Consider the following 22441-nt stretch of genomic DNA (forward strand, 5'->3'; position numbering starts at 1 on the left):
GGGGACCTCTCCATGATCGATCTCAATCGACGTCATCTGCTCGCAGGAACTGCCGCCATAGGCGCGGCCGCCGTGACCGGCCTCCGGCCATCCTCCGTCAATGCCTCGGTGCCGCAAACAGGCACGCAGGCACCGGGCTTCTACCGCTACAAGGTCGGCAGCTACGAGTGCACCTCGATCAACGACGGTGCGCGCAGCTTCCCGATGCCTGACACGTTCGTCACCAACATTCCAAAGGAAGAGGCGCAGGCAGCCTCAGACGCGGCTTATATGCCCAAGGGCATGGTCACGGTGCCGTTCAATCCGCAGCTCATCAATACCGGTTCCAAGCTGATTCTGATCGATACCGGCAATGGCATCGCAAACTTCGAAGCGACCAAGGGCGCGGTCGGTCGCACATTGCAAAATCTCCAGGCCGCCGGTGTCGATCCGAAGGCCATCGATGTCGTGCTGCTCTCGCATCTGCATCCCGACCACACCAACGGCATCCGTTTGGCTGACGGTTCAATGGCTTTTCCGAACGCGGAGATCATGGTGCCGGCGAAGGACTGGGCGTTCTGGACCAGCGATGAGAACGCGTCCAAGGCCGAGTCCAACGCGATGATGAAGAACTACTTCGCCAACGTGAAGAAGACCTTCGCCGGCCTCGAGTCCAAGGTGACCAAATATGAATGGGGCAAGGAGGTCGCGCCGGGTATCACCTCGATCGGGACGCCGGGCCACACGCCCGGTCACACCTCGTTCACGGTCGCATCGGGCGACAAGAAGGTCCTGATCCAGTCTGACGTCACCAACATTCCGGAGTTCTTCCTGCGCAATCCGGACTGGCACGTGGCCTATGACGCCGATCCCGCATTGGCGCAGGAGACGCGGCACAAGTTCCTGGACATGGCGGCGGCGGAGAAGGCGACCGTGGTCGGCTTCCACTTCACCTTCCCGTCGGTTGGCCACGTCGAGAAGGACGGCGCGAAATACCGCCTGATCCCGTCGGCCTGGAATCCGACGATCTGATCTGGTTTTGCAGATTTGCACGAAACATCAGGCCGCCGCTTGGCGGCCTGATTGTTTTGGGCGACCATCTGCTTTCGGGAAACGCAGCGTTTCCAAATCGGACCGGTCCATGCACTTGCATCCATCAGTCGGGATCGCTTAAGTGCCGCCCGGCACTTCCCCTCAAGGTTTCAAGGACACCACATGGCCTACAATATCGTTGTGATCGCCGGCAGTCTGCGCAAGGACAGCTTCTCGCTGAAGATCGCCAAGGCGCTCGCAAAGCTCGCGCCGGCCTCTCTCAAGCTCGAGGTCGTGACCCTTGCGGGCATCTCGTTCTTCAATCAGGACCTCGAGGGCGCGCCGCCTGCCGACTGGCTGGCCTTCCGCGAAAAACTCCAGAAGTCCGACGGCATCATCTTCGTCACGCCGGAATACAACCGCGCCATCCCGGGCGTATTGAAGAACGCCATCGATGTCGCCTCGCGCCCCTATGGCAAGAGCTCCTTCAACGGCAAGCCGGTCGGCATCATCTCGAACTCGCCGGGCCCGCTCGGTGGCGTGAGCGCCGCCAAGACGCTCCAGAACATCCTGCCGGGCATCGCCGGCCCGATCATGCAGCAGCCGGAGACCTACCTGAATGCGGTTGGCGATGCTTTTGATGCGGAAGGCAACCTGAGCAAGGACTCGCTGAAGGGCGTGCTCCAGGCCTATGTCGATGCCTTCGCCGCGCACGTGGCCAAGCATCACGGCTGATAGTCTCAGCCAAGACTGCCCAACTCCTCGTCACGCCCGGGACAAGCCCGGGCATGACGAGGTCGCTGGAGAGGGAGATTAGCACTCCCTTAACCAAGCTGGCTCATCTTGCCAAAATGGTCTCCCGCGCCCGCCTCAAATCGATCCTGACCGGTCTCGCCCTCTATGCGATGGCGGCCGCCATCGTCGGCTATTTCGGCGTCAACGCCTACACCGGCAAATACGGCCTCAACGCCCGCCAGGAGCTCGACCAGGAGATCATCGCGCTGACCAGCGAGCTCGCCCAGCTCAAGCGTGAGCGTGCCAAGAGCGAGCAGCGCGTGTCGCTGCTTCGCACCCAGAAGATCGATCCCGACATGCTGGACGAGCGCGCCCGGTTCCAGCTCGACTATGTCAATCCGCACGATCTGGTTCGGATGATCCCGCAGAACTGATCGCCGCGACACCGGCGTGACGATGGCGCGACCAAAAGATCGGCGCATTGTCCTTGTGCATTGCCGGGTCTGGTCACCCGCCGTCATCCGTCTGTCAGAGAATTGAGACAAGACGTCAGCCCGATCGCGCTCGACGCGATGCCAGGCACAGACGGAGGCGCGGCCATGACGAACGATCTCTTGCAGCGGAAGATACATGTCGGTGCAATGCTGCTCGGCGCGGCAGCGTTGGCCCTGCTGGCGCCGTCACCGGCTGTCGCGCAGACCGCGCCGTCGGGCGCAAAGCCCTTTCTGACCCTCGACGGCAAGGCGCCGCTGATCCTCGGACACCGCGGCGTGCCGGGTCTGGTGCCTGAGGAGACCGAAGCCTCTTACGATCTCGCCGCGGCGCTCGGGACCGACGCGCTCGAAGAAGACCTGCACCTCACCAAAGATTGTGTCCTGGTCGCGCGCCACAATCCGTGGCTGGCCGACAACACCAACGTGGCCGAAGTCGCGAAGACCAATCCGGCGGTCGCAGCCCGCAAGCGCACGGTATCAGGTGTGCGCGTCAAGGCGCCGGCTGCTGCCGGCACGCCTGCCGACTATCTCGTCGATCTCACCGATCCCGCCGATCCCAAATCGGTGCTGAAGTCATTGATCGTCGACGGTGAGGATCACACCAACGACTGGTCGATCACCGACTTCACCATGGCCGAGCTGAAGGAGTGGATCGGCGGCACCACCTATGACGCAGCCAACGAGCGGCCGAAAGTGTTCAACGGCAAATTCCCTGTGATCAGCTTTCAGGACATCCTCGATATCGCCAAGGCGAAGAGCAAGGAAACGGGGCGGACGATCCTGGTCTATCCGGAGACAAAGAATCCGACCTGGAACAATGCCCAGGCCATTGCGAACGGCTGCGGCGCGCCGGGCAGCCATCCGCTCGAGGATGCCCTGATCAAGATCATCAGCGATAACGGCCTCAACACCAGGGACGCGCCCATCCTGGTGCAGAGCTTCGAGCCCGGCAGCCTGAAATATATGCGCAGCCACGGCCTTCAGACGCGGCAGGTCCAGCTCATCGACGGCAACGGCATCGATCTCAAAACCGGCAAGGTGCTGCTCAACAACATCACCAATTCACGTCCGTTCGACTGGACGGTCGCCGGCGACGCGCATCTCTACGATGCGATGCTGACACCGGAGGGCCTTGCCGAGATCAAGACCTATGCCGACGGCATCGGTCCGTGGAAGGCGTATATCGTTTCGCTCAAGATTGCGCCGTGGAAGGATGCCAATGCCGACGGCACGCCCTACAAGGGATCGACCCCGGAGGCTTCGACGCAGGAGGCGACCAACCTGATCGCCGATGCGCACAAGCTCGGCCTGTTCGTGCACGTCTTCACATTCCGCAACGAGAAGAAATATCTCGCCGCCGACTATCACGCCGATCCGGCCCAGGAATATCTCAAATTCTTCCGTCTCGGCGTCGACGGGGTCTTCACCGATTTCACGCATACCGGTGTTGCCGCCCGCGCGACGTATTTGCGCGAACTCGGTTGGTAAATCCAGCGCTCCGAATCGGACACGCATCGGGGACTTAGCCCGAGATATGCGTGTCCGATCTCGTTGCCTCGTCTGTGTGCAGAGCTGTCTTTGGCGCCGAGCTAATGTTGCCTGAGCGGCGTCAAAGATTTTGCAAAATTTCGGCCACGTTGCAGTGCGGCATAATGAAAGTCGAGCCATGCCGCAGCGGTGCTTTCACACGCGATTGAGTTAGGTTAGAGAGGACTTAGATTTCTCTGACCCGGAATTCCTCATGGCCGCACCCAAGAAAGCCGCCGCTGGCGCTGAGCAGGACAAGACCAACGGCGGTTCGCCCCCGGAGTTCACCAGGGAGCAGGAGCTGAAGGCGCTCCGCGACATGCTCCTGATCCGGCGGTTTGAGGAAAAGGCCGGCCAGTTGTACGGCATGGGTGCGATCGGCGGCTTCTGCCATCTCTATATCGGCCAGGAGGCCGTGGTAGTTGGTATGCAGATGGCCCTGAAGCAAGGCGATCAGGTCATCACCGGCTATCGCGACCACGGTCACATGCTCGCGACCGGCATGGAAGCCAATGGCGTGATGGCCGAGCTCACGGGACGCCGCGGCGGCTATTCCAAGGGCAAGGGCGGCTCCATGCACATGTTCAGCAAGGAGAAGCACTTCTACGGCGGCCACGGCATCGTCGGCGCGCAAGTGTCGCTCGGGACGGGTCTTGCCTTCGCCAACAATTATCGCAGCAATGGCAATGTCAGCGTCGCTTATTTCGGCGATGGTGCGGCCAACCAGGGCCAGGTCTATGAGAGCTTCAACATGGCGGAGCTCTGGAAGTTGCCGGTGATCTACGTCATCGAGAACAACCGCTACGCCATGGGCACCGCGGTCTCGCGCGCTTCGGCGCAGCAGGATTTCTCCAAGCGCGGCGCGTCTTTCAACATTCCGGGCAAGCAGGTGGACGGCATGGACGTTCGCGCCGTCAAGGCGGCGGGCGATGAGGCGGCGGCCTGGTGCCGTGCCGGCAAGGGCCCCTTCATCCTGGAGATGCAGACCTACCGCTATCGCGGCCACTCGATGTCCGACCCTGCAAAATACCGCACGCGCGAGGAAGTCGAGAAGGTCCGTCACGACCAGGATCCGATCGAGCAGGTGCGCAACCGCCTGCTTGCGGCCAAGGTCAGCGAAGCCGACCTCAAGGCGATCGACGCCGAGGTGCGTGACATCGTCAACGCCTCCGCCGACTTTGCCCAGCATGATCCCGAGCCGGATGCCGCCGAGCTCTGGACCGACGTTTACCGCTAAGCGCGCGCAAGCTTTCTTTTGGAGTCGATATGCCAATTCAAGTGCTGATGCCCGCGTTGTCGCCCACGATGGAAAAGGGCAACCTCGCCAAATGGCTTAAAAAAGAGGGCGAGACGATCAAGTCCGGCGATGTCATCGCCGAGATCGAGACCGACAAGGCCACCATGGAGGTCGAGGCGACCGATGAGGGCACGCTCGGCAAGATCCTGATCGCCGAGGGCACCGCCGACGTTCCCGTCAACACGCCGATTGCGACCATCCTCGCCGATGGCGAGAGCGCCGCCGATCTTGCGAAAGCGCCCGCACCGGCGGCGAAGCCCGCGGAGGCCGCAGTCCCCGCCGCTGCCAAGGCCGAAGCGCCTGCAGCGAAGGCTGCGCCGGCGCCGCAAGCGGTCGCCGAGCCCGATCCGGAAGTGCCTGCCGGCACCGAGATGATCACCCAGACCATCCGCGAAGCGCTGCGCGACGCCATGGCCGAAGAGATGCGCCGCGACCCCGACGTGTTCGTGATGGGCGAGGAGGTTGCAGAGTATCAGGGCGCCTACAAGGTGACACAGGGCCTGCTGCAGGAGTTCGGCGCACGGCGCGTCATCGACACCCCGATCACCGAGCACGGCTTTGCCGGCGTCGGCGTCGGCGCCGCCATGACCGGGTTGAAGCCGGTCGTCGAGTTCATGACCTTCAACTTCGCCATGCAGGCGATCGACCAGATCATCAACTCGGCCGCCAAGACGCTCTACATGTCCGGCGGCCAGATGGGCTGCTCGATCGTGTTCCGCGGACCGAACGGCGCGGCTGCGCGCGTCGCCGCCCAGCACAGCCAGGATTACTCGGCCTGGTATTCGAACGTTCCGGGCCTCAAGGTCGTCGCGCCGTACTCCGCCGCCGACTACAAGGGCCTGCTCAAGGCCGCGATCCGCGATCCCAATCCGGTGATCTTCCTCGAGAACGAGATGCTCTACGGCCACACCGGCGAGGTGCCGAAGCTCGATGACTTCGTGATCCCGATCGGCAAGGCGCGCATCGTGCGCTCCGGCAGCCACGTCAGCATCATCTCCTGGTCGAACGGCATGTCCTATGCACTGAAGGCTGCCGACGAGCTCGCCGAGGAAGGCATCGAGGCCGAGGTGATCGACCTGCGCACGCTGCGGCCGATGGACACCGAGACCATCATCAACTCGGTCAAGAAGACCGGCCGCGCCGTCACGGTGGAAGAGGGCTGGGCCCAGAGCGGCGTCGGTGCCGAGATCGCCGCGCGTATCATGGAGAACGCCTTCGACTATCTCGATGCGCCGGTCGCGCGCGTCTCCGGCAAGGACGTGCCGATGCCTTATGCCGCGAACCTGGAAAAGCTCGCGCTGCCGTCGGCTGCCGATGTGGTCGAGGCCGCCAAAGCCGTCTGCTACAGGTAGGCCATGACGGGCCCGAAGGAGCAGCCACTGCCACCCGACGTTCTCGCCCGCGACGATGCGGTCGAGATCCTGCGCGTGTTCGTGCTGGATGGCGGGCTGTCGATGGCGTTCCAGCGCGCCTTCGAGGAGCCCGACATGTGGGGCCTGCTGCTCGTCGATCTCGCCCGCCACGCCGCGCGCGCTTATTCGCGCGAGAGCGAATACACCGAAGAGGACGCGCTGAACCGGATCCTCGAGATGTTCCAGGCCGAGATCGAGCGTCCGACCGACACCGGCACGACGACGCCGCGCGGGAAGGGACACTGACCGTGGCGATCGAAGCCCACCATTTCGATCTGATGCTGGAGGCGATCCGCGAGGCCGAGGCCTCGATCGCGCAAGGCGGCCTGCCGATCGGTGCCGTGTTGACGCGCGACAAAAAGATCATCGCCCGCGGCCACAACAACCGCGTGCAGGAGAACAATCCGATCCTGCACGGCGAGATGAGCTGCCTGCGCGACGCCGGCGCGATCTCGTTCCACGACACCGTCATGTACACCACGCTGTCGCCATGCTCGATGTGTGCCGGCGCGCTCGCCTTGTTCAAGGTCTCGCAGGTGGTGATCGGAGAGTCCGTCACCTTCGAGGGATCCAAGGACATCCTCGACAAGTTCGGCATCCCCTGGATCGATCTTGCCGACGACCGATCCATCGCCATGATGAAGAATTGGCGTTCCAATCCTGCCAATGAACGCCTGTGGCAGGGCGACATCGGCAACTAAACCTGGTCTGTTCGTCCTCACTTTCGGGGGCGGCATTTTGAGAAGTTCTTCGTGAGGTCAGCATGCCCATCAACATCCTGATGCCCGCTCTTTCGCCGACGATGGAGAAGGGCAACCTCGCCAAGTGGCTGAAGAAGGAAGGCGACAAGGTCAAATCCGGCGATGTCATCGCCGAGATCGAGACCGACAAGGCCACCATGGAAGTCGAAGCCATCGACGAGGGCACGATCGCCAAGATCCTCGTGCCTGAGGGCACGCAGGACGTGCCGGTCAACGACGTGATCGCGGTGCTCGCCGGCGAGGGCGAGGACGTCAAGGCCGCGGGTGCCGCCAAACCCAGCGCTTCGGCGGCGCCGCCCAAGGCCGCTGAGGCTCCCGCTGCCGCTGCTCCCGCACCGGCACCCGCCGCGCCGAAGGCTGCGCCGGCACCGACTACTGCACCTGCGCCGCAGGCCGCGGCTCCGGCCGCGCAGGGCAACGGCCAAGCCGGCCGCGTGTTCTCATCGCCGCTGGCGCGCCGTCTTGCCAAGGAAGCCGGCATCGATGTCGGCAGGGTCACAGGCACGGGCCCGCATGGCCGTGTCGTCGCGCGCGACGTCGAGCAGGCCAAATCAGGCAAGGGCCTCAAGGCACCCGCCGCGGCGCCGGCCGGCGGTGCGCCCGGAATCGCGCCCACCATGTCGGACAAGCAGATCCTGTCGCTGTTCGAGCCCGGCTCCTACGACATCGTCCCGCATGACGGCATGCGCCGCACCATCGCGCAGCGCCTGACCGCGTCGATCCAGAACGTCCCGCATTTCTTCCTCACGATCGACTGCGACATCGGCAAGCTGATGGCCGCGCGCGAGGAGATCAATGCGACTGCGCCCAAGGACAAGGAAAAGAAGCCGCTCTACAAGATCTCGGTCAACGACTTCGTCATCAAGGCGATGGCGGTGGCGCTGCAGAAGATTCCGAATTGCAACGTCAGCTGGACCGAAAGCGGCATGGTCAAGCATCACCATTCCGACGTCGGCGTTGCCGTGGCGATGCCGGGCGGCCTGATCACGCCGATCATCCGCAAGGCCGAGACCAAGACGCTCTCGACCATCTCCAACGAGATGAAGGACTTTGCCGCGCGCGCCCGCTCGCGCAAGCTCAAGCCCGAGGAATACCAGGGCGGCACCACGGCCGTCTCCAACCTCGGCATGTACGGCATCAGCCACTTCACCGCCGTGATCAACCCGCCGCACGCGACGATCCTTGCGGTCGGCACCAGCGAGGAGCGCCCGGTCGTGCGCGGCGGCAAGATCGAGATCGCGCACATGATGAGCGTGACGCTGTCGTGCGATCATCGCGCCATCGACGGCGCGCTCGGCGCCGAGCTGATCGGAGCGTTCAAGCAGCTGATCGAAAACCCCGTCATGATGATGGTGTGAGTCGCGACCGGTGAATACGTGGGGTGGGCAAAGGCGCAACGCGCTGTGCCCACCTTTTCATAGTGTTGGAAGGCGGTGGGCACGCTTCGCTTTGCCCACCCTACGAAGTTCAGTTGAATGGGAGCCGCAATGGCCGACACATCCTTCGACGTCATCATCATCGGCTCTGGCCCCGGCGGCTACGTCACCGCGATCCGGGCCGCGCAACTCGGCTTCAAGGTCGCGATCGTCGAGAAATCCTATCTCGGCGGCATCTGTCTGAACTGGGGCTGCATCCCGACCAAAGCGCTGCTGCGCTCGGCCGAGATCTACCACTACATGCAGCACGCCAAGGATTACGGCCTGTCGGCGGAGAAGGTGTCGTTCGATCCGAAGGCCGTGGTGCAACGCTCGCGCGGCGTCTCCAAGCGGTTGAACGACGGCGTCGGTTTCCTGATGAAGAAGAACAAGGTGAGCGTGATCTGGGGCGCAGCCTCGATCGATGCGCCCGGCAAGGTCACCGTGAAGAAATCCGATGTCGAGGGTCCGAAGGGCTCGCTCGGCGAGGGCGCCTACCAGGCCAAGCATATCATCGTCGCCACCGGCGCGCGGCCGCGCGTGCTGCCGGGCCTCGAGCCCGACAAGAAGCTGATCTGGACCTATTTTGAAGCGATGGTGCCGGAGCGGATGCCGAAGTCGCTGCTGGTGGTCGGCTCCGGCGCGATCGGCATCGAGTTCGCCTCGTTCTTCCACACCATGGGCTCCGACGTCACCGTCGTCGAGGTGCTGCCGCAGATCCTGCCGGTCGAGGATGCCGAGATCGCCGGTCTAGCGCGCAAGCGGCTGGAGAAGCTGGGCATCAAGATCATGTCCTCGACCAAGGTGACCAAGCTCGAAAAGAAGGCCGACAGCGTCGTCGCGACCATCGATGACGGCAAGGGCAAGCCCGTCACCACCGAGTTCGAGCGCGTGATCTCCGCCGTCGGCGTCGTCGGCAATATCGAGAGTCTCGGCCTCGAAAAGCTCGGCGTCAAAACCGACCGCGGCTGCATCGTCATCGACGGCTACGGCAAGACCAACGTGCCCGGCATCTACGCCATCGGCGATGTCGCCGGTCCCCCGATGCTCGCCCACAAGGCCGAGCATGAAGGCGTGATCTGTGTCGAGGCGATCAAGGGCCTGCATCCGCATCCCATGGACAAGCTGATGATCCCGGGCTGCACCTATTGCCAACCGCAGGTCGCCTCGGTCGGCCTCACGGAAGCCAAGGCCAAGGAGAGCGGCCGGGAGATCCGCGTCGGCCGCTTCCCGTTCGTCGGCAATGGCAAGGCGATTGCGCTCGGCGAGGACCAGGGCCTTGTGAAGGTGATCTTCGACAAGAAGACCGGCCAGCTGCTCGGCGCCCACATGGTCGGCGCTGAAGTGACCGAACTGATCCAGGGCTATGTCGTCGCGATGAACCTGGAGACGACGGAAGAAGAGCTGATGCACACGGTGTTCCCGCATCCGACCCTGTCGGAGATGATGAAGGAAGCGGTGCTGGATGCATATGGACGGGTGCTGAATATCTGACAGCCGCCGTCATTGCGAGCGCAGCGAAGCAATCCAGAATTCATCCGCGGAAATGGCCTGGATTGCTTCGTCGCTTCGCTCCTCAATGACGAGAACGAACTGCGGTTTGAAAATAGAAAACCACAACAACAAAAGGGAATGAACCCATGCATGACAACGACAACCTGACCATCGAGCGCCCGACCTTCGTCACCCATCTCGAATGCGCGATGGAAGGCGATCATTACGCCGCCGATCAGGTCCATAACCTCTCAAAGGCCGGCAAGCCGCTGCTGGTGCGCTACGACCTCGCGGGCGTGAAAAAGGCGCTGACGAAGGACGCGCTGGCACAGCGCCCCGGTGACATGTGGCGCTATCGCGAGCTGCTGCCGGTGCGCAAGTGCAAGGACATCGTTTCGCTCGGCGAAGTCACGACGCCGCTGATCCGGCTGCCCAAGCTCGGCAAGAAGCTCGGCGGCGGCGAGATCATCGTCAAGGACGAGGGACGGCTGCCGACCGGCTCGTTCAAGGCACGCGGTCTGGTCATGGCGGTGTCGATGGGCAAGGCGCTCGGCATCAAGCACATGGCGATGCCGACCAACGGCAATGCCGGTGCGGCGCTGGCGGCCTACGCAACGTCTTGCGGCATCAAGACGACAATCTTCTGCCCGGCCGATACGCCGGAAGTGAATGTCAGCGAGATCGAGCTGCAGGGCGCGACCGTCTACCGCGTCAACGGCTATATCGATGATTGCGGCAAGATCGTCGGCGAGGGCAAGGCGAAGGTCGGCTGGTTCGACACATCGACGCTGAAGGAGCCGTACCGCATCGAAGGCAAGAAGACGATGGGTCTCGAGCTCGCCGAGCAGCTCGGCTGGGACGTGCCCGATGTCATCTTCTATCCCACCGGTGGCGGCACCGGGTTGATCGGCATGTGGAAGGCGTTCGACGAGCTCGAGAAGATCGGCTTCATCGGCTCCAAGCGTCCGCGCATGGTCGCCGTGCAGGCCTCGGGCTGCGCGCCGATGGTGCGGGCCTATGATGCCGGCACCGAGCATGCCACGCGCTGGGAGGACGCCCACACCATCGCTTCGGGTATTCGTGTGCCGCAGGCGATCGGCGACTTCCTGATCCTGCGCGCCGTGCGCGAAAGCAAGGGCTTTGCCATCGCGGTCGACGACGGCAAGATTTCGTCGGCGCTCAACGAGGTCGCGCGCGAGGAGGGGTTGCTGCTGTGCCCGGAGGGCGCCGCGACCTATGCCGCCTACAAGGACAGCCTCGCCGACGGACGCGTCTCGAAGGGTGACCGCGTGATGCTGTTCAACTGCGCCACCGGCCTGAAATACCCGCTGCCGAAGGTCGACCGTACGCTCGATCGCCACAAGCCGATCGACTACACGCAGTTCTAGGCAAGACCAGACCGCCGGAGCGCAATGATCGCGCTCCGGCGCGTCATTTCGTCTCTTCACGAACGATCTCTCTTCCCGTACGGCTGAAGAGGGCCAAAAACAAAAATACATCGCTGGGAGAAGGCTATGAAGAAGGCCGTCTGGGCTGGGCTGATCGGACTTCTTGCGCTCACGGGCGCCGCGCGCGCCGACGATTTTCCGTCGCGTCCCATCACCATCATCGTTCCCTTCGCAGCCGGCGGTCCATCCGATGCGATGGCGCGCGTGCTCGCCGAGCGGATGCGGGTGACGCTCGGTCAGGCCGTGGTGATCGAGAACGTCACCGGCGCCGGTGGCTCGATCGGGGTAGGGCGCGCGGTGCATTCGCCGCCTGACGGCTACACCATCTCCTTCGGCCATCTCGGGACCCATGTCGCCAACGGCGCGGTCTACAAGCTCAACTACGATCTCGTCACCGACCTCGAACCGGTGGTGCTGCTGCCGAGCAACCCGATGATCGTGGTCAGCAAGAACGCGGTGCCCGCGACCTCGCTGAAGGAACTGGTGGAATGGCTGAAGTCGCGGCCGTCGCCGCCGACGGCCGGCACGGCGGGCGCCGGCTCCGGCAGCCACATCGCCGGCGTCTATTTCGAAAGTGTCTCCGGCATCAAGCTGCAATACGTGCCGTATCGCGGCACGGCGCCGGCGCTGAACGACCTCATCGCCGGCCAGATCGACATCATCGTCGACCAGACCTCCAACTCCATCAACCAGGTCCGCGCCGGCACCATCCGCGCCTACGCCATCACCGACGAAAAGCGGCTGGCCTCGGCGCCCGACATCCCGACTGCGGATGAAGCGGGCCTGAAAGGCTTCAACATGACGCTGTGGTCGGGCCTGTGGGTGCCGAAGGGCACACCGAAGGCGATCGTCGACAAGCTCAACGCCGCCGCCGTGGACGCGCTGAACGATCCCGGCGTGAAGAAGCAGCTGGAAAGCCAGGGCCTGGAGATGACGCCCAAGGATCAGCTCACGCCGGAAGCACTCGGCGCGCGGCAGAAGGCTGAAATCGCAAAATGGTGGCCGATCATCAAGGCGGCGAACATCAAGGTGGATTGAGGCCGCTCGCGTCTACTGCGGCCCCACGAACCCCACCGGCGTCGCCTTGGCAGTCGCATCCTGCGTCATCACGCGCTGGTCGGTCTTGCCGGCCACCGCGCCGCTGCCCTCGAAGCGTGCGCGGTAGACCAGCACGTTCTCCATCACGCGCTGGACGTAGTTGCGTGTTTCCGACAGCGGAATGCGCTCGACCCAGTCGACCGGATCGATCTTGGGATCTCTGGGGTCGCCGCGCGCCTGCACCCATTCGCGCACGCGGCCGCGGCCGGCATTGTAGCCGGCGAAGGTCATGATCTGGTTGCCGCGATATTCCGACAGCAGCGCGCTGAGTTCGGCGGCGCCCATCTGGGTGTTGTAGACGGGATCGGAGACCATCTTGTCCCAGTCGTAGGTCACGCCGAAGCGCTTTGCGGTGTCACGGCCGGCTTCCGGCGTCACCTGCATCAGGCCGACGGCATTGGCGGATGATTTGTCGCGCTGGTTGAACGAGCTCTCGGTGCGCGCCACCGAATAGATCACGCTGGTCTCGATTGCCGGCGCGACCTGCTTGTGCTCGGGGATGCCGATGGTCGGGAAGGCGTAATGATCAAGCGCGAGCCCGCGCGCCAGCGCCGACTTGCCGACCTCGAGCATGACGCGTGCGTCGTTACGCTGCCTGGCGAGCTCGCCGAGCGCTTCGAGCGCCGCGACATCGGTGCTCTCCTTGGCGAAATCCTCGGCGTAATAATAGACCACGTCACGCTCGCCGATGCCGTACAGCATGTCGGCGGCGCGCACGCGCTCGTCCGTGGGCGGAGCGTCGGCGGAGGCGAGTACAGGTGAGGGCGCGCGCAGCTCGATGCCCTCGAGGCCGAGCCGTGCGCGGGCAAGCTGACCGTAGTAGGCGGTCGGATAGCGCGCGGCAGCCTTGTAGCTCATGCGCGCGTCGGCTGTGGCCCCCATGGCTTCGGCCGCGCGCCCGCGCCAATAATGGGCGCGCGACAGCGCAATCGGGTTGGCGGAGCCTTCGTCGATCGCAGCGAAATGGGCCATCGCGGCCTTGGGATCGTCGAGATAGCGCAGCGCAATCCAGCCGCACATGAAGTGGTAGTCGACCCGATAGACCTCCATCGCCGGCACTGCGGCCGCGCGTACCACGTCGTAGGCGGTCTTGAACTTACCCTGGTCGAGCAGCTTTCGCGCGAGCAGCCGGCGCTCGCGCCACCAGGCATCCGTATCCTGGGCCGCCATGGTGTCGGGCGCGGCGGCGAGGATCACTTCAGCTGCATCGTCGACGCGGTCCTTCTGAAGGTGCCATTGCGCCCGGCACAGGACATAGCCGAGGTCGCGGCGTGCATCGTCCGCGACGTCGTCGAGATAATCCTTGGCCTTGTCGGCCTTGCCGTTGACCGCGGCGCAGGCCTTGACGATGGCGAGCGCATCCTCTCCGAGTCGCTTGGCCGCGCGCCTCGCGCCGGCATAGTCCTTGGCGCCCAGTCGCTTGTCCATGCGGGCGCGATGATCCTCGGGTCGTAGCAGGTCGTGGAACGCTTCGTAGGAATCCTCCTCGCTGCGCTCGGACAGCTCCTCCGAGCGCCAGGCCTGACGCACGAGACGCGCGGCCCGGTCGCTGTCGCCTTCGGCCAGCAGCACGCGGGCGAGCGCGAAATGACCCTTGGCGCTGGTCGGCCGGTCCATCGTGAAAGCGTGCACGGTGGTCGCGTCGCTCTTCTCCTGCCACAGCCGCGCCTCGGCGCGGCGGCGCAGCAGGGCAGCGCTCGGCCAGTCCGGATTGGCGGCGAGGAAGGCGGCGTAGCGCTTGAAATTCGCGGTGCTCTCGGAATGGCGCAGCATGAACCAGTCAGCGAGCTTTTGTCCGGCGGGATCGGCAATGCGGTCGCGCGCCGCGCTCGCGTCGTCGGTCTTGCCCTTGCGCGCGAGGTCGATGGCATCCTTCAACGCGGCGAGGTCGCCGGTCAGCGCCGGCGGTGCCGGCTTGTCCGCGGGTTCGTCGTCCTGCTTCTTCGACTTGCGCTTGGCCTCGGCATGTTTGCCGTGCTTGCCGCTGGAAGCGTGCCGCTGCTTCCCGGCTTTCGCTTCGTGTGTTTTCTTCGACGCTGATGATTTGTGACTGCTCTTCGCCGCCAGCTCCGTTGGAAGGAGCGCCAGTGCGGCCATGGCAACGACACACGCGAGCGAGCGTAGGCACTGGTTCATTCGATGGTCCCCCTGCGAAACCACTACAAACCAAGGTCCGCGACGACATGCGGCTTGAGAATCAAGGACGACACCAAAACGATGCCATGACATCGTTTCGCATTCTTCACGCTGTCGCAACAATGCGGCAAAATACGGATTGGAACTCTGGAACTTCAAAAACGCCGGAAGCAGCGGGAATTTTAACCTTTATTAACAGCGGGGCTCGCGCGATGGTTGCGAGCAGCTCCCGGCGTTGCCATCGGCGATTGCGCGTGTTCCCCGGCGAAAATCCGGTGTATTGAGTTCCATAGATCCCTTCTTTTCAGCCCTTTTGCCCCTCATGCCGCTTTTCAACCAGTCGATCCGGCGCAAGATCGTCGGCATCGCCCTCGGATTGATCGTCCTGATGCTGATCACCTCGATCCTGTCGATGGTGATGTCCAGCCAGGTCGGCGTTCTCCTGGACGAGCTGACCAACCGGTACATCCCGGCCTATGGCGACCTGGCGCGCGCCAATATCCGCTCGCTGGAGCGGTCGGTAGCGCTGCGGCGGATGGTCATGATGAAGATGCAGGACGCCTCAGACGAGGAGGCCTATGCGGCGCGGCTCCACGAATTCGAGGACGCCGACCGCAAGATCGAGGAGGAAACCTCGGCCGCTCGAAAACTCATCAACGCGATCATCGACGACACCAGGACACCATCGGACAACGCCGCACTGGCGCGGATCGACACCCGCATCGAGACCGCAGTCAGCGAATTGCGCCGGGACATGAACGCGGATCACGACAAGCTGCTCAAGCAGGTCGATGGCAAGCAGATGGCTGACGCGCGCGCGACGCTCGAGCACATCGATGTCACGCGCGATCAGTTCAACCAGAGGATCGATGCGATCCGCGCCGACATGCTCAAGCAGGTCTTCGCGAGCACCTCGACGGTGATCGGTCGCCAGCGGCAGGCGATCATCATCTCCGGCGTCGTGACACTGCTCGCAGCGGTGCTCGGATTTGCGTTTGCGCTGCTGGTCAGTAGCGGCATCACCCGCCCGGTGCGGTTGCTGCTCGCTGGCGCCCGCGAGGTCGAGGCGGGCCGCTTCGACAAGAGCATCACTGTCTCGACCCAGGATGAGATCGGCGAGCTCGCGGCTGCCTTCAACCGCATGATCGAGCAGTTGCGCCACAACGAGCGCATCCGCGAGACCTTCGGCCGCTATATCGATCCCAAGGTGGTGCAGGGCCTGATCGACCGGCCCGAGGTCGCCATCGACGGCCAGCGCCGGGTGATGACGATCATGTTCTGCGACATGAGCGGCTTCACCTCGATGAGCGAGGGCATGACCCCGCGCGGCCTCGTCAAGGTGATGAACCACTATTTCACCGTGATGTCCGGCCCGATCCGTAACAATCGCGGCGTGATCGATAAGTATATCGGCGACGCCATCATGTCCTATTGGGGTCCGCCCTTCATCGAGGAGGACGAGCAGGCGTTGCTCGCAGGCCAGTCTGCGATCGACATGGCCGAGCAGGTGCCCGCGCTCCAGAAGCAATTGCCTGACCTCCTCGGCATTCGCGCCATGCCTGTGCCGTGCGATCTGCGCATCGGCATTGCCACTGGCGAGGTGCTGACCGGCAGCATCGGCTCCGAGCTGATGATGAGCTTCACGGTGATGGGCGACGCCGTGAATCTCGCTTCGCGCCTTGAGGCCGCGAACAAGATCTACGGCACCCGCATCCTGATCTCGCAAACGACCGCCGAGGCGATCGGAGCGCGCCTCGAACTGCGCGAGGTCGATCGTCTGGTGGTGATCGGGCAGAGCGTGCCGCAGCCGGTGTTCGAAGTGATGGGCAGGGCAGGAGAGCTTGCCGCACCGCAGGACGGCCTGCGCGCGCATTATGCCGAAGGCCTTGCCGCCTACCGCGCATGCCGCTTCGACGACGCACGCGTCGCGTTCAACGCAGCTCTGGAGAGCGTTCCCGGTGACGGGCCTTGCCGCACGATGCTGGCCCGCATCGCGCAGTTCGTCGTCACTCCGCCGGCGGCCGATTGGGACGGCGCCTGGCGGATGGACAGCAAATAGCTGTCTGGTCCGTGAATAATTGATACTACCCTATAACGATGTTCGCCGTGACCTAATTTCCGGGCTTAGGTTTGCTGTCCCTAGGGCGTTTGATGGGGATACGCCATGACACAACTTGAGGACAGGCTGGAGCGGTTCGAGACGCTCACCGCCGAATGCGAACTGATTGCCAAGCTCGCCACCGACAGCAACAAGCGCGAATTTTACCTGAAGCTTGGGGAGCAGTATCGCCAGCTGGCGGTCGACATGCGCCAGGCAATCGCGACCAGGGCCGCAGCCTGACATCGCCTGAAGGTTCCCGTACTGGCAAGCCACGACGCCGGGCATCCCTGCGCATGCGAGACGTCGCGCGGTCGCAAGCCGTTCTTAACGATTGAGCCGCATGCTCTGGGCGAGCGGGGATTCGCCGAGCGATTCTCTGCGATGGGAATGCCTGGGCAAGGTTGCGATGCAATGTTGCCTGCGAACGTTGCTCGTTTGATGGTTTGCATCCCATGCGTCTGTTGGCGATGATCTTGTTTGCGCTTCTGACGGCAGCCTGCAACCAGGAGCAGGACGTCACCGGCTCGACCCCGCTTTGCCCGATGCGCAACTATTCTTCCTACAATCCCCGCGACATGAACCAGTGCGTTGCCGCCTGCAAGTCGTGCGACCACGGCAATACCGTTACCTGCACGACAGCCTGCACGCTCCACGGCGCGCGCTGAGGCGGTTTCCGTATCAGAGGGGCCTTCGGACGAGGCGACGGCCTCCGCGGTGCCGGGACACCGGAACGATTCACATGGGTTAATCATTAGAGGAGGGCGGCAGGACGCGGAGTCCTATGGAATGGGTATGCTCGATCCCGGTCGGTTTCTGGTGTCATGCTCGCAGTGCGAGGCGTGGCCGATGGCCGCCAACGTGAAGCGCTCAAGCTGGTCGGCGCAGCCGCACGAGGTCCGCTTCGTGTGCCCGCGCTGTCGCCGCGAAGAGACTGCCATCATCTCCGCCTCCGGTGAGCTCACACCGATCAAGCGCATCGACGTCCCGCCAGGCGACGTCGCTGCCGCCTGGGCCCAAGCCCAACGTCCAAGAGGGCGAGCGTAGCTCGCCCGTCTCAACGTCAAGAGGGCGAGCGTAGCTTGCCCGTCTCAACGTCAAGAGGGCGAGCGTAGCGGTTTTGGAACCCGGCCGTTGCTCGGACGTTTCAGCCTCGACACCTTCGCATCAAGGCTGAGCGCATGATCAGCGAGCATTTCGACACCCGCACACGGATCAACATGAAGCTGGCGCTGGACCGGGTCTGCCGCCATCGCCCCGCCGGTGAAGACCATGATTTTCGCAGATCGGTCGCCGAGAACATCATTCGCTGTGCGCTGACCGGCCGGACCGGCATTGGCCAGCTCGTCGATGCCGGCGAGCGGGCCATGATCAGGACGCGCGCGGAGCGGGAGCCGGCCTGACCGCGCGCTGACGGAATTTCGCTGACAGCTGTGGTAGGGTCGCCGCCAGGAGCATGGTGCTCACGGGATGCGCGACAGCTTGAGCAACGAGCCCCATTGGCGCGACGACATTACGTCGCTGGTGTTTGCCGTCGCCGGCCATGGTGCGATCTGTGCCGTGCACCGGGGCGCGTTCCGGACCTTGCTCGGCACCGAGCCCACGCCGGAAGCTTGCCTTGGCTATTTCGAGCGGTTCGAGGCCGCCTTTCGGGCCGCCGCAGGCGCCAAGATTGCCCGCAAGGGCATTTTGCCCGGGACAAGTCTGCATCTTACCAGTCGCGACATCGCCCGGAACCTGCTAGAAGACGCGCAAATCGCCAATGGAGAATAGACCATGAGCCAGTCCCAGCTCGCCAACGCCCAGACCTCGGCCCAGGTCACGCTTCCGGTTGCCGCCGGGCAGGTGGGACGGCTGTCGCAGGCCGTGATGGCCATGGTGCTCGGCGTGTTCGTCATCGGCATGGTTGGCTTCTCCCATATCGACGTCGTCCACAACGCCGCCCACGACGTGCGCCACTCGAACGCGTTCCCCTGCCACTGACCGGGATGGCATGAGCACGTTTCGCGCGATCGTCTTCGCGTCGGTCATTTCAGGTTTCATCGTCGGTCTCATCGTCACCGTCGTCCAGCAGTTCGGAACCGTCCCCCTGATCCTGAAGGCGGAAGTCTTCGAGAAGGCGGCGGAGACGCACCAGCATGATGCACCAGTCGCGGCGCAGCCGGCCGCGGCCGGGCACGATCACGCGGCTCACGATCACGGCGACCATGCGCATGGCGCCGGCGACCACGACCATGGCGCCGGGGCCTGGGAGCCGCGCGATGGTTTTGAACGCAACGCCTATACCGCCGCCGCCAACATCCTGACCGCGATCGGCTTCGCGCTGCTGCTGGCCGGCTTCTTCGCCGTGCGCAGTGGTACGACCGGCGCGAGTATCTCGTGGCACGAAGGCCTGCTGTGGGGCCTGGCGGGCTTTGCAGTCTTTACCCTGGCACCCGGTCTCGGCCTGCCGCCCGAACTGCCCGGCGTGCCCGCCGCGCCATTGCTGTCGCGCCAGATCTGGTGGCTCGCCGCCGTGCTGGCGACGGCCGGCGGGCTCGGCTTGATCGCCTTCCGCCGCTCGGTGCCGGCGGCAATCGCGGGCGTGATCCTGCTGACCCTGCCGCACCTGATCGGCGCGCCGGAGCTTGCCAACATCGAGACCAACGTGCCGTCGTCGCTGACGCATCAGTTCGTCACGGCCGTGACGGTGACGAGCCTCGTGTTCTGGACCCTGCTCGGCGGTCTGACCAGCGCGGTGTTCGCGCGATTGGATCGCGACGCGACCGCCTAGCGGCTCGCCCCTACAAACCGCCCGCGAACCGACCGTGCGATCGCCGCTGGCGCCTCATCCGGGATCGCGAAGCACGAACTGGCGTTGATCTCGCAGAGGACGTAGGTGTCGGCGCCATCGGCATCGCGCGGCCCGAACAGGAAGTCGGCGTCCCAGATCACCGGCAGCGACGCTGCATCGATGGCGAGCAGCTCCATCATCTGTGGCGTCCATTCGCCCTCCATCAGCCGTCGCAGCGCCTGGAATTGCGGCGCATCGGGGCCGTGCATGATGCGCGGGCCCGGTTGGGCCTCGGGGGAGTCCGGGCCTTCGGGCGGCGGCGGGATCAAGGCCTTGATCATCTGGTGCCCGAAGCCCGCGACCTTGGCGCCGCTCATGTAGCAGCGGATCATGCCGTCGGGCAGGCGGGACTGAAACGGCTGATCGATGATGCAGCCGCCCCAGCCGAAATACGGCTCGCATCGCGCGAGAAAGACGTCGAGCGCCATGTCCTCGGGGACGCTGCCGCGCAGCGCATGCAGCACGCGAACCGCAGGGACTGCGTTCGGCAGCGCGTCGACCTTCCAGACGCCCTGGCCGCCATTGCCGCGGTTCTGCTTGAGCACCCGCGGACCGCCATCCCGCAGGCGTCCTGGAAATTCGGTCCGAAACGCCGCGGCGGTGTCGTAGCGATGGGTGTCCGCGCCCCAGCCGAGCTGGCGCGTCCGGTACAGCACCTCCTTGACGCCCATCTTCAGGATAACTTCAGGGTGCGCGCTCACCCACGGGCCGCGCGCGGCGACGTCGCGCAGCAGGGCATCGAGCTCGGCGCGCGTCTTGCCCTGATGGATCGGATCGACCCAGACCAGCACGCCGTCGACGCCAAGCAACTGCTCGCTGACCGCGCCAGCAAAGCTTTCATCGTAGATCGCCGGTTGTGCTTCGATGCCGGCGGCCGCGAGCGCTTCGAAGACGCGAACGAAGCGGCTGTTCTGTGGGGTGGTGTCGCGGCGCGCGTCTGCGTCGCCGCGCGAAACAATGGCTACGGAATATCGGTGAGAGGATTTGGTGTCCATGCGCAAGCTCCACGAATTGCGTGCTGCGCAGACTTGGACCGAAGTCTCACGGGGAGTCTGCTTCGTCCCCACCAGGGCATTCTATGCGGGATCGTCCGGAGACCGCAAGACGCGCTGCGCTCACGCCATCAATTCGTGCCAGCCCGACCAGCCGGTGTAGAGGCCGACGAGCACGATCAAGGCAGCGGACAGATAGGGCGCACGGTGCGCGAAGCGGCTGAAGCCGCTCCAGTGGCGCTCGACGTGGCGGAGGCTGAGGGCGGCGGCGACGCCGGCCGAGACCATGGTGATCGCCAGGCCGATGCCGAAGCAGAGGACCAGAACGAAACCGAGGCTGAACTGCTTCAACTGGATGCAGAGCAGCAGGACTGTAATGGCGGCCGGGCACGGTATCAGGCCGCCGGTCAGACCGAACAGGATGATCTGGGGCGTGGTCGCCGTGCGCCCGGCGAAGCGCTTGCGGATGTCGGCCGCATGGGCGCGCGCATGTGCGTCGTCCTCGTCGCCGAGATCCATGTGGTGGTGATCGTGCTCCTCGAACAGCATTTCGGCGGTATCGCCGGCGAGCGTCACGCGGGCCTTGAACGCATGCGGTTCGGGAATCTCCTCGAGGCTTTCGAAATATCCGTCGCGAGCGGCGAACGCGAACGTCTGCTCCGAGCCGTCCTCGCGGATCGTGGTCACCCTGATGTCGCCGGCAGAGGGAGGCGCGCCGGTCTCGCTCCGGATACGCCAGCGCGGCGGCACGCCGTCTTCGAACAAGTCCAACGAGAACGACGACCCGGCCAACGCGATGGTTTGCGGCTCGTCGTGATGATGATGCTCATGCTCGTGCGCGTGGTTCTGATCGCGCCAGGTGCGCCAGACCATCCAGGCGGCGACGCCGACGATGATCACGGCGGAGGCCAGTTGCAGATACGCTTCGCTGCGCTCGCCGGAGAGGTCCTGGCCGAAATAGAGACCGAGAAGCGCAACCACCCATACGACCGCGGTGTGCGAGATCGTTGCCGACAGGCCGAGCAGCACGGCCTGAAACACGGTGCCCCGCACGGCCACGATGAAGGCGGCCATCATCGTCTTGGAATGGCCGGGCTCGAGACCGTGCAGCGCGCCGAGCAGGATGGCGCTGGGCACGAACAGCCATGCGTGTGCGCTGCTCTGTTGGAGCAGGTGAGACAGGTCGGTCATGGCATTCACTTCAGATAGGTTCGGACGACGTCGATCAGGTCGGCGGCGCCCTTGGCCTTCTCCGGGTCCTTCTCGTGCGCGGGATCCACGACGTGATGGCGGATGTGGTCTTCCAGCAGCTCGGTGGTGAGACCGCTGATCGCGCCCTTCACCGAAGCGACCAGCATCAGCACATCGGCACAGCCGATCTCCGACTCCAGCGCGCGTTCGACGGCCTCGAGCTGGCCCTTGATACGCCGGACGCGGCCGATGAGCTTCGACTTGTGCTTGATCGTGTGCGACATGGAAATAAGATAGGGGGGTACCCTATATGAGTCAATGCGTGCTCCAATCTCTCCCCGGGACTTGCAGCGCAAAGAGCGACTCAGCCGCGCATGCGCTCACTCATCGCGCTAAGCCGGTCGCGCTCTTCGTGTCCTAAAATCGCAGATTGTGGACAGTCATTTTCGCGAGGGTATCGCAGTAAGCAAGTCCGTGTCTTCCCGGTAACGATTGTGCT

At 64.2% G+C, this 22441-nt stretch carries 23 protein-coding genes; 19 read left to right on the forward strand and 4 right to left on the reverse strand.

The window, feature by feature from the left end:
- Positions 1-12 precede the first annotated feature (12 nt).
- The 12 genes from JQ631_RS08865 to JQ631_RS08920 all read left to right on the forward strand — a co-directional run bounded on the left by JQ631_RS08865 (position 13) and on the right by JQ631_RS08920 (position 12632).
- A complete protein-coding gene (locus tag JQ631_RS08865; protein ID WP_212325536.1) occupies positions 13-1011 on the forward strand; it encodes an MBL fold metallo-hydrolase in 999 nt (332 codons plus the stop codon).
- Between the two features lie 183 nt (positions 1012-1194).
- Entirely contained in the window at positions 1195-1746 is a 552-nt protein-coding gene (locus JQ631_RS08870) for an NADPH-dependent FMN reductase (protein WP_212325537.1), read from the forward strand.
- Between the two features lie 116 nt (positions 1747-1862).
- On the forward strand, positions 1863-2180 hold the full coding sequence (locus tag JQ631_RS08875) for an FtsB family cell division protein (RefSeq protein WP_212325539.1): 318 nt from the start codon (positions 1863-1865) through the stop codon (positions 2178-2180).
- A gap of 165 nt (positions 2181-2345) precedes the next feature.
- Positions 2346-3728, forward strand: coding sequence for a glycerophosphodiester phosphodiesterase family protein (locus JQ631_RS08880; protein WP_249160215.1), 1383 nt, complete (start codon positions 2346-2348; stop codon positions 3726-3728).
- A 253-nt stretch (positions 3729-3981) separates the two neighbouring features.
- Entirely contained in the window at positions 3982-5004 is a 1023-nt protein-coding gene (gene pdhA / locus JQ631_RS08885) for a pyruvate dehydrogenase (acetyl-transferring) E1 component subunit alpha (RefSeq protein WP_212325541.1), read from the forward strand.
- Positions 5005-5033: 29 nt separating this feature from the next.
- Positions 5034-6416, forward strand: a complete 1383-nt coding sequence (locus JQ631_RS08890; protein WP_212325543.1) for a pyruvate dehydrogenase complex E1 component subunit beta — start codon at positions 5034-5036, stop codon at positions 6414-6416.
- Between the two features lie 3 nt (positions 6417-6419).
- Positions 6420-6722, forward strand: coding sequence for a DUF5076 domain-containing protein (locus tag JQ631_RS08895; RefSeq protein WP_212325545.1), 303 nt, complete (start codon positions 6420-6422; stop codon positions 6720-6722).
- A gap of 2 nt (positions 6723-6724) precedes the next feature.
- Positions 6725-7177, forward strand: coding sequence for a nucleoside deaminase (locus JQ631_RS08900; protein WP_212325547.1), 453 nt, complete (start codon positions 6725-6727; stop codon positions 7175-7177).
- Between the two features lie 62 nt (positions 7178-7239).
- Complete coding sequence (locus tag JQ631_RS08905; RefSeq protein ID WP_212325549.1) at positions 7240-8595, forward strand: pyruvate dehydrogenase complex dihydrolipoamide acetyltransferase; 1356 nt, start codon at positions 7240-7242, stop codon at positions 8593-8595.
- 129 nt (positions 8596-8724) lie between these two features.
- On the forward strand, positions 8725-10146 hold the full coding sequence (gene lpdA / locus JQ631_RS08910; RefSeq protein WP_212325551.1) for a dihydrolipoyl dehydrogenase: 1422 nt from the start codon (positions 8725-8727) through the stop codon (positions 10144-10146).
- Between the two features lie 146 nt (positions 10147-10292).
- Positions 10293-11534, forward strand: a complete 1242-nt coding sequence (locus JQ631_RS08915) for a threonine synthase (RefSeq protein ID WP_212325553.1) — start codon at positions 10293-10295, stop codon at positions 11532-11534.
- Positions 11535-11660: 126 nt separating this feature from the next.
- On the forward strand, positions 11661-12632 hold the full coding sequence (locus JQ631_RS08920; protein WP_212325554.1) for a tripartite tricarboxylate transporter substrate binding protein BugD: 972 nt from the start codon (positions 11661-11663) through the stop codon (positions 12630-12632).
- A 12-nt stretch (positions 12633-12644) separates the two neighbouring features.
- Here the strand turns inward: JQ631_RS08920 and JQ631_RS08925 are convergent, their stop codons facing one another.
- A complete protein-coding gene (locus JQ631_RS08925) occupies positions 12645-14828 on the reverse strand; it encodes a lytic transglycosylase domain-containing protein (protein ID WP_212325555.1) in 2184 nt (727 codons plus the stop codon).
- Positions 14829-15150: 322 nt separating this feature from the next.
- On the opposite strand from JQ631_RS08925, the gene JQ631_RS08930 reads away from it, so the two are divergent.
- The 7 genes from JQ631_RS08930 to JQ631_RS08960 all read left to right on the forward strand — a co-directional run bounded on the left by JQ631_RS08930 (position 15151) and on the right by JQ631_RS08960 (position 19699).
- Positions 15151-16887 (forward strand): adenylate/guanylate cyclase domain-containing protein, encoded by a 1737-nt coding sequence (locus JQ631_RS08930; RefSeq protein ID WP_212325556.1) that lies wholly within the window; start codon positions 15151-15153, stop codon positions 16885-16887.
- A gap of 105 nt (positions 16888-16992) precedes the next feature.
- A complete protein-coding gene (locus JQ631_RS08935) occupies positions 16993-17169 on the forward strand; it encodes a hypothetical protein (RefSeq protein WP_212325557.1) in 177 nt (58 codons plus the stop codon).
- Between the two features lie 227 nt (positions 17170-17396).
- Positions 17397-17594, forward strand: coding sequence for a hypothetical protein (locus JQ631_RS08940; protein WP_249160540.1), 198 nt, complete (start codon positions 17397-17399; stop codon positions 17592-17594).
- A 513-nt stretch (positions 17595-18107) separates the two neighbouring features.
- Positions 18108-18329 carry a hypothetical protein gene (locus JQ631_RS08945; protein WP_212325559.1) on the forward strand — a complete coding sequence of 74 codons (222 nt, stop codon included), beginning with the start codon at positions 18108-18110 and terminating at the stop codon, positions 18327-18329.
- Positions 18330-18396: 67 nt separating this feature from the next.
- A complete protein-coding gene (locus JQ631_RS08950; protein WP_212325560.1) occupies positions 18397-18699 on the forward strand; it encodes a hypothetical protein in 303 nt (100 codons plus the stop codon).
- A 3-nt stretch (positions 18700-18702) separates the two neighbouring features.
- Positions 18703-18909, forward strand: coding sequence for a CbtB domain-containing protein (locus tag JQ631_RS08955; RefSeq protein ID WP_212325562.1), 207 nt, complete (start codon positions 18703-18705; stop codon positions 18907-18909).
- A gap of 10 nt (positions 18910-18919) precedes the next feature.
- Positions 18920-19699, forward strand: coding sequence for a CbtA family protein (locus JQ631_RS08960; protein WP_212325564.1), 780 nt, complete (start codon positions 18920-18922; stop codon positions 19697-19699).
- On the opposite strand, the gene JQ631_RS08965 is transcribed toward JQ631_RS08960, so the two are convergent.
- From JQ631_RS08965 to JQ631_RS08975, 3 genes are all read right to left on the reverse strand, one after another.
- A complete protein-coding gene (locus JQ631_RS08965) occupies positions 19696-20754 on the reverse strand; it encodes a Cj0069 family protein (RefSeq protein WP_212325567.1) in 1059 nt (352 codons plus the stop codon). The genes JQ631_RS08960 and JQ631_RS08965 overlap by 4 nt on opposite strands.
- A 120-nt stretch (positions 20755-20874) precedes the next feature.
- On the reverse strand, positions 20875-21942 hold the full coding sequence (locus JQ631_RS08970) for a nickel/cobalt efflux transporter (RefSeq protein ID WP_212325569.1): 1068 nt from the start codon (positions 21940-21942) through the stop codon (positions 20875-20877).
- Positions 21943-21947: 5 nt separating this feature from the next.
- Positions 21948-22226 carry a metal/formaldehyde-sensitive transcriptional repressor gene (locus tag JQ631_RS08975; RefSeq protein ID WP_063706516.1) on the reverse strand — a complete coding sequence of 93 codons (279 nt, stop codon included), beginning with the start codon at positions 22224-22226 and terminating at the stop codon, positions 21948-21950.
- Between the last annotated feature and the right edge of the window lie 215 nt (positions 22227-22441).

It is taken from the genome of Bradyrhizobium manausense (genome assembly GCF_018131105.1).
GTDB classification, from domain to species: Bacteria; Pseudomonadota; Alphaproteobacteria; order Rhizobiales; family Xanthobacteraceae; genus Bradyrhizobium; species Bradyrhizobium manausense_B.

What these genes read in the sequence shown, in the direction of transcription:
- JQ631_RS08870 (WP_212325537.1), top strand. Translation starts at nt 1,195, where the DNA reads ATGGCCTACAATATCGTTGTGATCGCCGGCAGTCTGCGCAAGGACAGC.
- lpdA (WP_212325551.1), top strand. Translation starts at nt 8,725, where the DNA reads ATGGCCGACACATCCTTCGACGTCATCATCATCGGCTCTGGCCCCGGC.
- JQ631_RS08925 (WP_212325555.1), bottom strand. Translation starts at nt 14,828, where the DNA reads ATGAACCAGTGCCTACGCTCGCTCGCGTGTGTCGTTGCCATGGCCGCA.
- JQ631_RS08940 (WP_249160540.1), top strand. Translation starts at nt 17,397, where the DNA reads ATGATCTTGTTTGCGCTTCTGACGGCAGCCTGCAACCAGGAGCAGGAC.
- JQ631_RS08890 (WP_212325543.1), top strand. Translation starts at nt 5,034, where the DNA reads ATGCCAATTCAAGTGCTGATGCCCGCGTTGTCGCCCACGATGGAAAAG.
- JQ631_RS08895 (WP_212325545.1), top strand. Translation starts at nt 6,420, where the DNA reads ATGACGGGCCCGAAGGAGCAGCCACTGCCACCCGACGTTCTCGCCCGC.
- JQ631_RS08965 (WP_212325567.1), bottom strand. Translation starts at nt 20,754, where the DNA reads ATGGACACCAAATCCTCTCACCGATATTCCGTAGCCATTGTTTCGCGC.
- JQ631_RS08955 (WP_212325562.1), top strand. Translation starts at nt 18,703, where the DNA reads ATGAGCCAGTCCCAGCTCGCCAACGCCCAGACCTCGGCCCAGGTCACG.
- JQ631_RS08920 (WP_212325554.1), top strand. Translation starts at nt 11,661, where the DNA reads ATGAAGAAGGCCGTCTGGGCTGGGCTGATCGGACTTCTTGCGCTCACG.
- JQ631_RS08865 (WP_212325536.1), top strand. Translation starts at nt 13, where the DNA reads ATGATCGATCTCAATCGACGTCATCTGCTCGCAGGAACTGCCGCCATA.
- JQ631_RS08935 (WP_212325557.1), top strand. Translation starts at nt 16,993, where the DNA reads ATGACACAACTTGAGGACAGGCTGGAGCGGTTCGAGACGCTCACCGCC.
- JQ631_RS08975 (WP_063706516.1), bottom strand. Translation starts at nt 22,226, where the DNA reads ATGTCGCACACGATCAAGCACAAGTCGAAGCTCATCGGCCGCGTCCGG.
- JQ631_RS08915 (WP_212325553.1), top strand. Translation starts at nt 10,293, where the DNA reads ATGCATGACAACGACAACCTGACCATCGAGCGCCCGACCTTCGTCACC.
- JQ631_RS08930 (WP_212325556.1), top strand. Translation starts at nt 15,151, where the DNA reads ATGCCGCTTTTCAACCAGTCGATCCGGCGCAAGATCGTCGGCATCGCC.
- pdhA (WP_212325541.1), top strand. Translation starts at nt 3,982, where the DNA reads ATGGCCGCACCCAAGAAAGCCGCCGCTGGCGCTGAGCAGGACAAGACC.
- JQ631_RS08960 (WP_212325564.1), top strand. Translation starts at nt 18,920, where the DNA reads ATGAGCACGTTTCGCGCGATCGTCTTCGCGTCGGTCATTTCAGGTTTC.
- JQ631_RS08875 (WP_212325539.1), top strand. Translation starts at nt 1,863, where the DNA reads ATGGTCTCCCGCGCCCGCCTCAAATCGATCCTGACCGGTCTCGCCCTC.
- JQ631_RS08945 (WP_212325559.1), top strand. Translation starts at nt 18,108, where the DNA reads ATGATCAGCGAGCATTTCGACACCCGCACACGGATCAACATGAAGCTG.
- JQ631_RS08950 (WP_212325560.1), top strand. Translation starts at nt 18,397, where the DNA reads ATGCGCGACAGCTTGAGCAACGAGCCCCATTGGCGCGACGACATTACG.
- JQ631_RS08880 (WP_249160215.1), top strand. Translation starts at nt 2,346, where the DNA reads ATGACGAACGATCTCTTGCAGCGGAAGATACATGTCGGTGCAATGCTG.
- JQ631_RS08970 (WP_212325569.1), bottom strand. Translation starts at nt 21,942, where the DNA reads ATGACCGACCTGTCTCACCTGCTCCAACAGAGCAGCGCACACGCATGG.
- JQ631_RS08905 (WP_212325549.1), top strand. Translation starts at nt 7,240, where the DNA reads ATGCCCATCAACATCCTGATGCCCGCTCTTTCGCCGACGATGGAGAAG.